This is a genomic window from Micromonospora echinofusca (assembly GCF_900091445.1).
In the GTDB taxonomy this organism is placed as follows: domain Bacteria; phylum Actinomycetota; class Actinomycetes; order Mycobacteriales; family Micromonosporaceae; genus Micromonospora; species Micromonospora echinofusca.
The window spans coordinates 1,825,403-1,839,175 of the sequence record NZ_LT607733.1 but is presented as its reverse complement, the minus strand read 5'-3'; the positions used below and the strand labels follow the sequence as shown (position 1 = coordinate 1,839,175).

Below are 13,773 nucleotides of genomic sequence, written 5' to 3'. Positions count from 1 at the left end.
GTGGTCCTAATCAGACCGCCGTCGGGGGCAACGGGGCATCCGACGCGGGCCGGGCGAGCAGGGCTATTACTTCGGCTCGACCGGTCCGCTACTTCAACAGGTCAGGCCTGCCCCGCTGGGCTACCGGCGGTGCGGGTCCTACTCCCCCGCTTGGCCAGCATGCCGCCTGCGGCCAGGAAGCACCCGGACGCGACGACACACAGCAGCACGTCGTAGCCGTCGCGGTTGAAGGACTGCGGCGGCAGCCAGCGGTGCGGTGGCTTTGGCGATGATGACGCAGGCGAGCCGTCCGGCGATCGTGGCGTAGGCCACCGCGGTGGTCGGCTCCGGCATCACGCCTCGCACTCGGACGACCATCAAGGACAAGTGATAGCTGCCAGTGACCCGCGGTGCAGGTTACCTAGACAGCCTCAGTCAGTCCTTGCTCATGACCCGTGCCCACTCGGCTTCGCGGGCATCTCGCCATGCCGTCTCCGCATCCCGCTCGTAGCCGCAGGCAAAGCACCGTCCCTGCGAGTTGGTGCCACCGAACTCATCGAAGCCCGCCGGCAGGAACGTCATGCGCCAGCACTCGTCGCACTCCTCAAGGTCCGGCTGGGAAAGCTGATCATCGGGCGACATGCCAGGAATTCCCGATGCATCGGTAGCCGCCTGTTGATACAGGCTCGCCAACAGGTCATCGACCTTGGCGGCCGCTCTGGCACGCTCGAGAACAAGCAGTGCTGGGTGGCTGTCGATGGCCACGAGGGCAGTGAGGTGCCGACGAACTGGCACGAGGAACTCGTCGTCTGCTCGGCCGTGACGCATCGGCTGAGTGATCTTGAGTGCCTCGCGTAAGGCCTCGTAGTCGAGAGCCGTGCCCGCACCCTCGAGAACCTTGAGCAGGGCGCTGGCGGGCAGCATCCTGCCGTTCGGTTCGCGCTCCAAGCCGGGACGGTCGCTCGCCACTATCGCGGCGAGCCCATTCGTCAGGGCAACGTCGAAGGGACCTTCGGGTGGTACCAGATCATGTTCAAGAGCCACAACGTTGAGCCCGTAACGCAGCCGACGTAGCACCTGGCGGCGCAGCTCATGATGATCCATCCTCCCATGATGCCGCCAAGACTGCAGATCGGGTATGCGATGCCGCCGCCAGCGGGAATCAGCGCGAACTGGCAGCGGCTGACCTATAGGACGATCGGGCGGCAAGCCAACCCCACTGGCTCGCCGCCGCTCCGCTCGCGGGGGCCGCGTTACCGCCCGGCGGCCGCCAGTTCGTCGATGCCGAGGAAGTCCCCGACGATCTGTCGGACCGGCTCGTGGTGCCGCCGGGTTGCGTGCACGTAGACGTTCATCGTCGTGGTGACGCTGGCGTGCCCGGCCATCGTCCGCAGCGCCGCCAGGTCGACGCCCTCGGTGGCCAGCAGGGTCAGCAGCGAGTGCCGCAGCCCGTGCATCGTCATCTTCCTCGGCAGGCCCTTCTCGCGGGCCAGGTCGCGGATCTTCACCCACCGGTCCGTGTAGAAGTCCTCGTACCGCCAGTGGTTGCCGCGCGGCGCGATGAACACGAACTCCCGGCCCGGCTGCGCCACCCGCTCGGCGACCATCCGCATGACCGACGCCGGCAGCGGCACCTCCCGGTAGCCCTGCTTCGTCTTCGGCTTGGCCTCGACGACCCACCGCCGGTTGACCTTCCGCAGGACCTGCACGATCGACACGGTGCCTCGGGCGACGTGGACCGCCCGGGGCGGCAGGGCGCTCACCTCGCCCCAGCGCAGCCCGGTCGCCAGCTTGCACAGCAGCAGGTCGGCCGCCTCCGGGTCGACCTCGTACGCCGCCTGGAGGAACGTACGGGCCTCGTCGGGGCTCTCCAGGATGTCCCGCTCGGCGCGCGGGCCCTCGGGTAGCGCCAGGCCGTCCATCGGGTTGTACGTCCGCACGGCCGGCTCTTCGTCCTCGCCGGGCCGGCACGCCGCCTTGAAGATCGGCACGACGGACTCGCCCCTGATGTTGGCGATCGTCTTCGCCGAGAGGCCGGCGTCGCGCAGGCCCTGCTGCCACTCGCGCATCTCGCGCCGGGTGATCTCGGCTATCGGCCGGTCGCCGAGCCGGGGGAAGACGTGCTTCTCCAGGCGCTCCCGGTACTTCCGCACCGTCTCCGGGTGCGGCTTGACGAGGGTGGCCAGCCAGTCCTCGGCGTACGCGCGGAACGTCAGCTTCTCCTCGGCGGGGTCCGGTGCCGACGTCGGCGCGGCGCCGGCCGGCAGCAGCGCGGTGAAGCCGTGCTGGGCGAGCTGGTCCGGCGTGGGCCGGTGGTTGCCGGCGGCGTCGACGAGCGCCTTGAAGCGCTTCGCGTCGGCCTGGTAGTCGAACGTCTCGCCGTCCCACTCGCCGTCGCGGCGGCCGCCGGCACGCCACTTCACCCGCCAGCGGGTCGTCTTGCCGTCCTTCGTGGTCCTCTTCTCGATCTGCGCCACTGTTCCTCCACGTGAACAGGCGGCCTCGACCCGGCTTCGCGGGCTCTGCCGCCAGCCGCGCCTATATGCGCAGCAGTGAGACCGTAGCCGTCTGGATCGGGCCGGGCAAGATCGCGCCGCCGGCTGTGCTCGACGACGCTGGCCCGGGCCCGTGATCCCACGGTGATCCCACGGCGGTGAGCGCCCTAGAAACGATCAAGGCCGCTGACCTGAGTTATGCCAGGTCAACGGCCATCTACGTGAGTTCTTTGTTTGGTGTCCGAGGGGGGACTTGAACCCCCACGCCCTATACGGGCACTAGCACCTCAAGCTAGCGCGTCTGCCATTCCGCCACCCGGACCTGCTCGTCCAGCCTACCGTGTCGACCGAGGCGATCTTCCACCCGTCGGCCGCCCTGGTGGGCCGCACGGGGAGTTACTGTACACGCCCGAGGTGGATCATGCACATCGGCTTCCGGCGGTTGGACCGACGCAGGTCGGAAGGCGTCTCGCCCCGGGCGAACCGTGGCAAACCGGAGGGGCTGGGTAGCGTCCGACGGGCCTCACGCGGCAGCATGGCCACGTGTCCCATCCCTCTCCCCTGGCCGCCGTGCAGCACCGGGCCCTCGCCCTGCGCGCCGCGGGCGATCTCCATTCCGCCCGTCGACTGCTCAACGACGCCGTCGGCTCCGCCCGACCGCCGTACGGCAAGGACCACCCGGATGTGCTGAGCACCGCGCACCTGCTGGCCCGCCTGCACCGGGAGGCGGACGACCAGGGTGCCGCCCGGCGCGTGCTGGAGGAGGCGTTCGCCGCAGGCGAGCGGCTCTGGCCGCCGTCCGACCCGCTGATGCTGGCGCTCTCCTTCGAGCTGGCCGCGGTGGCGGACGAGCTGGGCAACCGGCACGAGGCCCGCCGCAACTACACCCGCGTCGCCACCCTGGGGCCCGCGGTGCTCGGCGTCGACCACCCGGCGGTACGCACGGCCCGGCAGTACCTCGGCGACGCCGCTCCCGCCCCTCAGCCCGCGCCGCCGGTCGCTCAACAAAACATGTCGGCGCTCTCCGAGCCGACGATGTCGCTGGCGGTGCTCTCCACCACCTGGCGGCCGCACGAGCCCGCCGCAGCCGGCCCCCCGCAGCCGCCGTCGGCCGCGCGCCCGACACCGCACGTCGCGAGCGGCCCGCCGGCGCCCCCGGCGCCCCCGCACACTCCGCCGATCCCGCCGCCACCCGTTCCGGGCGTACGCGGCGTGGGACGGGCCGCCCCCGTCGCCCCGACGCCGCACCCTGCGGTGTCACCGCAGCCACCCCGCCCGGCCGGCCACGCGCCACAGGTGCCGCCCGCACCACCGCAGCCGTACCCGGGCCCACCGCAGGCCGCCCAGGTTCCGCCCCCGCCGCAAGGCGCACAGGTCCCGCCCCCGCCGCAGGGCGCCCACGTGCCGCCTCCGCCGGTGGTGCCCGTTCCACCCCGGCAGGCGTGGGCCCCGCCGATGCCGCCCCACGTGCCGGCCCCGCCGCAGGCACCGCATGTCCCAGGGCGGGGACAGGCCACCCCGTACGCCGCACCGCCGCAGCGGATCCCACCGCCGCCGACCATCCCGCCGCCGCCGGTCGTGCCCGCGCCGCCAGGATCGGCCCGCGCCGCCGTACCCGCGCCGCCGGCCGTGCCGCCCTCGGCGGCCGCTCCGGCGCAGCCGCCGTACGCCCCGGCGGTGCCCATCCCGCCGCCCCCGGTCGTGCCGCCGGCGCCCACGGCCGCCCCTCAGGTGCCGCCGGCGCCCGTGCCACCGCCCCCGGTCGTCCCGGCGCAACGCCCCGCCCCGGCGTCGCCGCAGTCTCCCTGGGCGCCTTCCTCCGGGCCGTCCCAACCGTCGGCGACCCCGGGTCCCGCTACGCCGTCGCCGACGCGTCCCGCCCCGCCGGCGGCGGCCGGGGTGGCCTCGGTCGTTCCGGCTCCGAGGCCGGCGCCGCCGGCGACAGCGGCCCCGGTGTCGTCCCCGCCTGCCGTGACGCCGCCCGCGGCCCCGTCCGCTCCGCCGCCCCCGCGCCACGCGTTCGCCGCTCCCGTCGTCGCCGCACCGCAGCCGCCCGCCCCAACCGTGCCGCCCACCCAGATCGTGCCGCCCGCGCCGAGGCCGCCCGCTCCTCCTCTGGCCGCCGCAGAGCCGCCGGCGCAGGCGAGGGCTGCCGTACCCGCGACCACACCCGCCGTCGCGCCGCGGCACCGGGCCGCCGACGAGGCAGCCCCGACCGCCGACGCGACGCCCCCGGCCGCCGGCCCGTCGGCCGGGGCCGCCGCGTCCGAGGCTGCACTCCGCTCGGGCACCACGCCGGCCGGGAAGACAACGGCGCCCGCAGCCGAACCACCCTCCACCACCGGTACGACCAGCGTCGCCTCCTCCGCCGCCGACGCGCCCACTCCCGAGCCTGCCGCAGCCGACGTCCAGTCATCGGCGCCAGTACGACCCACCGTCGAGGCCCCGCGCGCATCCGCCGCGCCCGAGGCGGCCGCCGCTACGTCGCAGGCGGTGCTCCCGACGTCGGAGGCAGCGGCGCCGCCGGAGGCACCGGGGCGCCCGGCGGGGCCGGCACCCGGGTGGGCCAAGCCGACCATCCAGGTCAAGCAGATCGAGCCGCTGCTCGCCGAGGAGATCGCTCGCGCCGCCAGCACTCCCGCCGAACGGGACGCTCCGGTCAGCCCCGCCCGGTCGCCCGAGGCGTCACCGTCCGGCGCCCCACCGGCGGCACACGCCGCGCCGATCGGCGCACCGCCCGTCAGCGCACCACCGGTCAGCGCGTCGCCGGTCAGCGCACCGCCGACGCCCCCGGTCAGTGCACCGCCCGCGCCCCAGACGAGCAGCCCACCGGTCAGCGCACCACCCGCCCACCCCACGAGCGGCCCGCCCATCAGCGCACCGCCCGCGCAGCCCACGAGCAGCCCGCCGGTCAGCGCGCCGCCGCGGGGCGTCAGTACGCCGCCGGTGCCCCCGCTGCCGCCGATCCCACCCCCGCCGCCGGTGATGCCACCGGTCAGCGCACCGCCCGGCGTCCAACCTCCGGTGAGCGCCCCGCCCGGGGTGCAGTCGCCGGTGAGCGCGCCGCCGTGGAGCATGTCCGCGCCGCCGTGGAGCAGCACGGCTCCCCCGCAGGCGCTGACGGGCCCGACGACCGACACCGACACCGAGCAGCCGGACGTCGAGGAAGAACTGGAACGGGCCGAGTCGCAACGGCAGCGCGACGAGGTGGAGCAGGCGGAGCCGGAGCGGGAGCGGGTCGACGACCTGCCGCCGGCGTACCTCGACATCGACGAGACGTTCCCGATGAAGGCGCAGCCCGTACGGGCCCGGCCGACGGCCGAGCACCCCGCGCAGCAGCAGGCGCCGGCCTTCCCGCCGCCGCCCGCGTACCCGATGATGCCGGAGCCCGAGGAGGGCGGCCGCAACCGCACGGCGATCGTCGTCGCGGTGGTCGTGGCGGTCCTGGCCGTGGTGGCGCTCGTCGGCGTGGGCGTCCTGGTGCTCAACCGCGACGCGGCGCCACCGGGGGGTCCCGCGACGCCCGCGGCTGCCGCGACGTCGGCCGCCGGCCCGCCGCCGGGCGGGCTGACGCTGACGGACGACTCGACGACGGTCACCCTCAAGTGGACGGACCCGGCGGGTGGCGGGGTGCCGTTCATGGTGGCCGGCGGCCGCGTCGGGCAGGCGCTGGGCGTGATGGCCACGGTGGACCCGGGCCGGACCAGCTACACGGTCAACGGGCTGAACTCGCGGGTGGACTACTGCTTCACGGTGCTGGCGGTCTACTCGACGGACTCGTTCGCCACGTCGGGGCAGGTCTGCACGGAACGGGAGGGCGACACGCCGTCGAGCTGACCCGTCGTCGCGGCGTGGCGCACACGCTGGGTGTCCACAGGGGGACGGTGCGGGTTCCCCCGCCCCCGACCGGGCCATATGATGGCAGCCGGCTCAGGGGAGGGTCGCCGGACATGGCGTGCCACCTGCCAGGGACGACACGGGAGGCAGCCGGTAGTGGCCACCATCGACGACGCCGGGCACGCCGGCACCGGTCCCCCGCGTCCCCGGCCCCGCCGGATGCGTGGCGGGGTCGTCACCATCGCGACGGTCGCCGCGCTGCTGGCCGCCATGGGGCTCACCGTGCACGGGCTCGGCGCGGCGGACAACGCGGTGGCGAGCCACGACGCGAGTTCCTGGCTGTGGAGCGCGGCGCGCAGCGAGCTGGCCCGCGTCAACGGGATCACCGCCCGGGTCGACACCCGCGTCGGGGTCCCGGGTGCCCGTCGACACCCGATGCAGGTCACCCAGACCGACCGGCTGCTGGTCCTGCGGGACCTGAACACCGGGCAGGTCAGCTCCCTGGACCTGGCCACCCTCCAGATCACGGCGACCACCCGGACGACCCCGGGGCTGGGCGTCAACGTCGCCCTGCACGAGGACGCGGCGTTCGTCGTCGACGCCGTGCAGGGCGTCGTCCGGCAGCTCGACCCGCGGTCGCTGACGCCGGTCGGTGAGCCGGTGCGCTACCCGCCGGGCATCACCGGCGGGTCCTTCGACGGCGAGGGGCGGCTGTGGATCGCGGTCCCGAGCGAGGGCACCGTCTCGGCGATCACCGCCGCGCCGCTGCCGTCCGCGCCCGCGTCGGCCGCGCCCGCCGGGGCCGGTCTCAGCCCGAAGAAGGTCGAGACGTACGACGTCGCGGAAGCCAGCCACGAGCTGGTGGTCTCCACCCTGGACGACGGCGTCGCGGTGCTCGACCGTACGGCCGGGGCGCTGGTGACCGTGCAGCGCGGCAAGGTGCGGACCACGCCGCTGACGATGACCGCGCCGGGCGCGCTGCCGGCGCGCACCAGCGGGCCGGACGTGCCCGTGACGGTGCCCGGCGAGCGGCGGGTGCACGTAGTCGACGACGACGGCGCGGTGCGCGTGTTCACCGTGCCGGGCGCGGGCGACAAGCTCAGCCCGGCCGTGGCGTGGGCCGGCCGCTACTACTGCGCCGACGAGGCGTCCGGCACGGTCTACGCGTTCGACTCCGGCGGGCAACTCGTCGACACCATCCGGGGCCGGGGCACCGGGCCGCTGGAGCTGGAGGTGCGGGAGAACCACCTGTTCATCAACGCCCCCGACTCGGCGACCGCGCAGGTGGTGGACGACAGGCACCAGGTCCGCGAGGTCGACAAGTACGCCAACGACGTGCTCGGCGGCGACCCGCCGCCGGCTCCCCCGCCGCCGCCCCCGCCGAAGAAGCCCGAGGTGGGCAAGCCGGGCGCGCCGCGCGGCGTCACCGCCGCCGCCGGCAACGCGCAGGCCCGGGTGAGCTGGCGGCCGGCCCCGGCCAACGGGGCGGAGATCGTCCGGTACGTGGTGCAGGGCGCCGGCCAGCGCGTGCAGGTGGGCGCCAACCAGCGGGCCGTGGAGATCAAGGGCCTGACCAACGGCGAGACGTACCGGTTCTCGGTACACGCGGTCAACGCGAAGGGCGACGGTCCCGCGCGCACCAGCAACCCGGTGACGCCCACGGCCGCCGTGCCGGACCCGCCGGCCGCCGTCACCGCCCAGGAACGCCCGGACGGCACGGTGCTGGTGAAGTGGCCGGCCGCGAACGGGCAGGGCAACAGGATCGCGAAGTACGTGGTCACGGCCACGTCGGCGGGCACCAACGCCCCCGCCGGCGAGTCCCGCCGCACCGAGCTGGTGGTGCCGGCGGGCGAGCTGGAGTACGGCACGCAGTACGCGTTCACGGTGGTCGCGGTCAACGACCGGGGCGCCGGCTCGGCGGCCTCGCCGGTGAGCAACACCGTCGTGCCGTACGCGGCGCCGGAGCGCCCGGGCGAGCTGCGGGCGAGCACCGTGGCCGACCGGCCGGGCGCCGTGGCGGTGCGGTGGTCCCCGGCGGCGGCGAACGGCCGCCCCGTGACGAAGTACGTGGTGGACGTGGGCGGGCGCAGCAGCGAGGTGACCGACACGCAGGCCACGGTGGACGGGCTGGGCAACGGCCAGAACGTCACCGTGCGGGTGCGGGCGGTCAACGAGGCCGGCCCCGGCCCGGAGGCCACCACCACGGCCCGTACGGTGGCCGAGCCCCGCGTCACCGTGACGGGCTCCTCGGCCACCGCCACCTCGGTGACGGTGACGTTCACCGTGGACGCCGGGGGCGGCAAGGCGACCTGTTCGCTGAGCACCGGCGGCGAGCCGGCGAAGACCGGAAGCTGCTCCAGCATCACGATGACGGGCTTGACGCCGGGCACGAAGTACACGTTCACCGTGACGGCGAGCAACGCCGCCGGCGAGGGCACCGCCACCCGCGCCCAGGCCACCGGCGCCCTCTACGGCATCGCGACCTGCCGCAACGGCTCTTCCGGCGCCGAGGCCAGCTACTGCAGCCGGGAGATCCCTGGCGAACGCAACGGCAACGAGATCTTCGAGGTCACCAGGCAGGACAACGACCGGCAGGCCGGCTGGGTCGCGAACGGCACCCGGCTCAAGGCCCACTGCAAGAAACAAGGCGAAGAGGTCTACGCCTACATCTACAACAACGAGAAGCGCAGCACCTGGTGGGTGCAGGTCGACTACAAGGGACGCAACTACATCCCCTGGGCCTGGCTCAACCTGGAGGGCGGCGACGACATCAAGGACCTGCCCACCTGCTGACCCACCCAGGCAAGGAGCACCACCGCCGTGAACACCCCAGAACCGCTCACCCAGCCGGAGGTGCAGGGCTTCGCCGCCCTCGCCGCCCGGCTGGCCGAGAACGTCAACGCGGTGGTGCTGGGCAAGCCCCAGGTGGTCCGGCTCGCGCTGACCGCGCTCTTCGCCCAGGGGCACGTGCTGCTGGAGGACGTGCCCGGCGTCGGCAAGACCACCCTGGCCCGGGCCGTCGCGGCGACGGTGAAGGGGCAGTGGCGGCGCATCCAGTTCACCCCCGACCTGCTGCCCTCCGACGTGTCCGGGGTGACGATCTTCAACCAGGCCACCCGGGGATTCGAGTTCCACCCGGGGCCGGTCTTCGCCAACATCGTCATCGCCGACGAGATCAACCGGGCGTCGCCGAAGACCCAGTCGGCGCTGCTGGAGGTGATGGAGGAGCGCACCGTCACCGTCGACGGCGTCCGGCACCCGGTGCCGCAGCCGTTCCTGGTGGTGGCCACCCAGAACCCGGTGGAGATGGACGGCACCTACCGGCTGCCCGAGGCCCAGCTCGACCGGTTCCTCGTGAAGCTCTCCGTCGGCTACCCCGACGAGGCCGTCGAGGTGGAAGTGCTGCGCGGCGCGACGGTCCGCTCCCCCGAGGCGCTGACGGCGGTCACCGACACGGCCACCGTCGGGGAGATGGTCCGCATGGCCCGCCGGGTGCACATCGCCGAGCCGCTCTACGCGTACGCGGTGCGGCTGGCCGCGGCCACCCGCAACCACCCGCAGGTGCGCGTCGGCGTCAGCCCCCGGGGCGTGATCGCGCTGACGAGGGCGGCGTGCGCGTACGCGCTGATCGACGGGCGCGGCTGGATCATGCCGGAGGACCTGAAGACCCTGGCCGAGCCGGTCTTCGCCCACCGGCTGCTGCTCACCCCCGACGCGCAGGTACGCGGGGTGAGCGCCGCCGAGGTGCTGCGCCAGGCCATCGCCTCGGTGCCCGTGCCGCTGCCCTCGGGCCAGCCGGCCCCGGTCCAGGGCTGACCGGCGACGCCGGTGTCCGCGCTCACCGCCCGGTGCGTCGGGCTGCTCGTCGCCGCCGTCGTCCTGCTCGGCGCCGGCTTCCGCTTCGCGTACCCGGAGCTGACCCTGCTCGGCGCGGCGGCCGGCATCGCCGTCGCCTACGCCGCGCTGACCGCGGCCTGGCGACCCCGCCTGGAGGTGACCCGCAGCGCCGATCCGGACCGGGTGGCGCGCGGCGAGGCGGCGATGATGACCCTGACGGTGCGCAACGCCGGGCGGCTGCGGGCGGCGAGCCTGGTGGCCGAGGACCGCTGCGGGGACCGGTCGGTTCCGGTGCCGCTGCTGCGGCTGCGGCCGGGCCGCGACAGCACCGTCCGCTACGAGGTGCCGACCGACCGGCGGGGCGTGGTGCCGGTGGGCCCGCTGCGGGTGACCCGCCGCGACCCGCTGGGCCTGGTGACGCTGTCCCGCCCGTACGGCGGCACGGTGCCGGTCTGGGTGCACCCACGCGTGCACCCGCTGAACGCGGTGCCCACCGGCGCGGGGCGCAGCCTGGACGGCCGGGTGGACAAGGTGCCGCACGGGTCGATCACGTTCGACTCGCTGCGTGAGTACGTGGTCGGTGACGAGCTGCGCCGGGTGCACTGGCGCACCAGCGCCCGGGTGGGCGAGCTGATGGTGCGCGAGAACGTGGACACCAGCCTGCCCCGGATCGTGGTGCTGCTGGACAACCGGGCGGTGGCCCACCCGCAGCGCGTCGACGGGGTGGCCGAGTCGTTCGAGTCGGCGTGCGAGGCCGCCGCGTCGGTGCTGGTCGCCGCGTACCGCGAGGCCCTGCCGGTGGTGCTGCTGCTGGTCGCGCCGGAGCCGGCCGGCCTCGCGGCGGCCCGGGGCGACGAGGCGGCGCAGGGGCCGCTGGACCGGCTCGCGGCGGCGGAACTCGCCGACGCGGGCGACCTGCAACCCGCCACCGCCCGGCTGCGGCGGGAGCGGCTCGGCGACACGCTGGTCTTCCTCACCGGGCCGGGTGGCCGCGACGACATGGGCGCGGTGGGGGCGCTGCGGGCCGCGTACCCGTCGGTGGTCGTGGGGGTCTTCGGGGCGACGGAGCCGGCGCCGTCGGGCGCGGCCGGCCTGGTGGTGATCGACGCCGCCGACGGTGCGGCGTTCGCCGCCGAGTGGGACGGGGTGCGCAGGTGGTGACGGTGGCCGACGGTGTTCCCGACGGTCCGGCGGAGCGGAGCACCGGCGGCGTCGCGACGGACACCGCCGGACCGTCCGGGGTTGGCGGCGGAGCTGGCGACACCGCCGGGCCGGCCGGTGGCGGTGGCGATGGGGCCGCCGGGGTGACGCGGTCGGCGGCGCGGGCGCTGCGGGCGGTCCCGGTGCCGCTGGCGCTGATCGCGATGATCAGCCTGGCCGGCGCGGTGCTCGGCCGGGTGTACGCCGGGCCGCTGCTGAGCTGGCTGGTGCTCGGCGCGGCGGTCGGCTCGGTGCTCGTCAGCGTGGCCGCCCGCCGGCTGCCCTCGTGGCTGGTCGCGCCCGTCTCGGTGCTCGCGATGGTGGGCTGGACGGCCTGGTCGCTGCGGCTCACCGCCACCCGGGCCGAGCTGCCCGGAGGCCTGGCCGAGGTGACCGCGGACGCCGCCGCGAACGGCATCCCCCGGCTGCTGACGGCGATGATCCCGGTGGAGCCGACCCCCGACACGGTGCTGGTGCCGCTGGTCGCCGGGTGGCTGGCCGGCCTCGCCGGCGCGGAGGTGGCGATGCGGGCGGGCCGGGTGCTGCTCGGCTACCTGCCGCCGGTGCTGCTCTACGCCGCCGCGCTCTACGTCGTCGGCCCGAACGCCGATCCCGCGATCGGGCCGACGCTGGCCCTCGCGGCCGTGGCGGTGCTCGGGCTGGCGGTGCCGGCGCGCGGCGCGGCCGGCGCCGACGCGGCCGCCGGGCTGGCCCCGGCGGTCCGCGCCGCCGTCCGCGCCCGGCTCGCCGCCGCCTCCGCCGCCGGCCTCGTGGTGGTGCTCGGGATGGTCGCGCTGATCGCTCCGCTGGTCGCCGGCCAGGTCGACGGCCGGCCGGTGGATCCCCGGCGGTACGTCGAGCCCCCGCAGGTGGAGACCCTCGACGAGAACCCGCTCATCCGCATCTCCGGCTGGGCGCTGAACCCCGGGCAGCAGCTGTTCGACGTGCGCACGCAGCGCTCGGGCCCGCCGGATTCCACGCCCGCCCCGGACCCCGGGCCGGACGCCGGGCCGGGCGCCGCCGGACGCCCGGTGCCGGTCCGGTTGGCGGTGCTCAGCGACTACGACGGGGTGACCTGGCGGGTCGGCGCCACGTACCGCAACGCGGGGCGGATCCTGCCCGTGACGGCGCCGGCGCCCGACAGCATCGTGGAGACGGTACGGCAGGAGATCACCGTCGCCGGGCTCAGCGGCCGGCTGCTGCCCGCCGTCGCCACCCCGCGCCAGGTCACCGGCGCGCGGGTCGCGTACGACCCCACGACCGGGACGCTGATCCGCCCGGAGGGCCTGACCCCCGGGCTGCGCTACAGCGTGACGTCGGCACTGGAGACGCCGGACGCCAACCTGCTCGCCACGGCGGACGTACCGGCCGGCGAGGAGGTGGCCCGGGTGCTGCGGGTCGCCGACGGGGTGCCCGATCCGCTGCGCCGCCTCGCCGCCCAGCTCGCCGAGTCCAATGGCGCCCCGTACGCGCGGGCCGCCGCCGTGGAGCAGTTCCTCGCCGAGCACTACCGCCTCGTCGCGGACGCGCCCAGCGGGCACGCGTACCCGAACCTGAACTTCTTCCTCTTCGGGCCCCGCAACGCGGGCGGCCAGCGGGGCACCTCCGAGCAGTTCGCGGCGGCGTTCGCCGTGCTGGGCCGGCTGACCGGGCTGCCGACCCGGGTGGTGGTGGGCTTCCGCGCCGCCAGCGACGGCCCGGTCCGGGCCGGCGACGCGTACGCCTGGCCGGAGGTGCTCTTCGAGGGGCTGGGCTGGGTGCCGTTCGACCCGCTGCCCCGACCCGACGAGGAGCCGCGCCCGGTGGAGGAGGACCTCCGTCCCGCGCCGGAGGACCCGCCCCCGTCGGAGGTGCCGGAGCCGACGGTCGAGCCGACCGTGTCGCCGGAGCCGGTGGCCGCGCCGGACGGGCCGGCCGACGCCGGGCCGTCGACGGCGCTGCTGGTCGGCGGCGGTACGGGCGGCATGCTGCTGCTGGTCGTGGCCGCGCTGCTCGCGCTGCTGCTGATGCGCCGGGCGCTGACCCGGGCGCGGCTGGAGCGGGGCGACCCCGGCCAGCGCATCGCCGGCGCCTGGCGGGAGGTCACCGACGCGCTGCGGCTGGCCGGTCACCCGGTCGGCAGGGACCTCTCCGCCTCCGAGGTCGCCGCCCGCGCCCGCGCCGTCCTGCCCGTCGAGGCTGACGTCGAGGAGTTGGCGGGGCTGGTCAACCAGACGGCGTTCGCCCCGGGGACGGCCAGCGCGGAGCAGGCGGCCCGGGCGGTGGCGACGGCCGGCGACTACGTCGCCGCGCTGCGCGCCGCCCGCCCCTGGTGGCGCCGGCTCCTGTGGTCGGTGTGCCCCGGCCCCCTGCGCTGGCCCCGCTGAGCGGCCGCTCCGTCAACCCGGCCGGCGAGTGGTATTTTGCACTCACAGTGCACTTGTCT

The 13,773-nt window shown here is 75.5% G+C and carries 8 protein-coding genes, 1 tRNA gene and 1 pseudogene; 6 read left to right on the top strand and 4 right to left on the bottom strand.

All coding sequences use genetic code 11. The features are described from left to right. Positions 1-414: 414 nt before the first annotated feature. The 3 genes from GA0070610_RS08415 to GA0070610_RS08405 all read right to left on the bottom strand — a co-directional run bounded on the left by GA0070610_RS08415 (position 415) and on the right by GA0070610_RS08405 (position 2,796). Entirely contained in the window at positions 415-1,083 is a 669-nt protein-coding gene (locus GA0070610_RS08415; protein WP_157747064.1) for a hypothetical protein, read from the bottom strand. 149 nt (positions 1,084-1,232) lie between these two features. Beyond that, positions 1,233-2,456 (bottom strand): tyrosine-type recombinase/integrase, encoded by a 1,224-nt coding sequence (locus tag GA0070610_RS08410; RefSeq protein ID WP_088999503.1) that lies wholly within the window; start codon positions 2,454-2,456, stop codon positions 1,233-1,235. A gap of 253 nt (positions 2,457-2,709) precedes the next feature. Further along, positions 2,710-2,796, bottom strand: a tRNA-Leu gene (locus GA0070610_RS08405). 221 nt (positions 2,797-3,017) lie between these two features. Here GA0070610_RS08405 and GA0070610_RS32065 point away from each other — a divergent pair. Next, positions 3,018-3,456, top strand: a pseudogene (locus tag GA0070610_RS32065) (tetratricopeptide repeat protein); the annotation flags it as partial. 745 nt (positions 3,457-4,201) lie between these two features. On the opposite strand, the gene GA0070610_RS30860 reads toward GA0070610_RS32065, so the two are convergent. Next, positions 4,202-5,551 (bottom strand): hypothetical protein, encoded by a 1,350-nt coding sequence (locus GA0070610_RS30860; RefSeq protein WP_172896327.1) that lies wholly within the window; start codon positions 5,549-5,551, stop codon positions 4,202-4,204. Between GA0070610_RS30860 and GA0070610_RS08395 the strand changes: the two genes are divergently transcribed. The 5 genes from GA0070610_RS08395 to GA0070610_RS08375 all read left to right on the top strand — a co-directional run bounded on the left by GA0070610_RS08395 (position 5,529) and on the right by GA0070610_RS08375 (position 13,714). Beyond that, positions 5,529-6,311 carry a fibronectin type III domain-containing protein gene (locus GA0070610_RS08395; RefSeq protein WP_231926172.1) on the top strand — a complete coding sequence of 261 codons (783 nt, stop codon included), beginning with the start codon at positions 5,529-5,531 and terminating at the stop codon, positions 6,309-6,311. The two genes, GA0070610_RS30860 and GA0070610_RS08395, sit on opposite strands and share 23 nt — an antisense overlap. A 219-nt stretch (positions 6,312-6,530) precedes the next feature. After that, a complete protein-coding gene (locus tag GA0070610_RS08390) occupies positions 6,531-9,104 on the top strand; it encodes a fibronectin type III domain-containing protein (protein ID WP_231926171.1) in 2,574 nt (857 codons plus the stop codon). A gap of 27 nt (positions 9,105-9,131) precedes the next feature. After that, positions 9,132-10,127 carry an AAA family ATPase gene (locus GA0070610_RS08385; RefSeq protein ID WP_088999502.1) on the top strand — a complete coding sequence of 332 codons (996 nt, stop codon included), beginning with the start codon at positions 9,132-9,134 and terminating at the stop codon, positions 10,125-10,127. A gap of 12 nt (positions 10,128-10,139) precedes the next feature. Then, positions 10,140-11,309, top strand: coding sequence for a DUF58 domain-containing protein (locus tag GA0070610_RS08380; protein WP_088999501.1), 1,170 nt, complete (start codon positions 10,140-10,142; stop codon positions 11,307-11,309). A gap of 143 nt (positions 11,310-11,452) precedes the next feature. Then, positions 11,453-13,714 carry a DUF3488 and transglutaminase-like domain-containing protein gene (locus GA0070610_RS08375; protein ID WP_231926170.1) on the top strand — a complete coding sequence of 754 codons (2,262 nt, stop codon included), beginning with the start codon at positions 11,453-11,455 and terminating at the stop codon, positions 13,712-13,714. Positions 13,715-13,773: the final 59 nt, after the last annotated feature.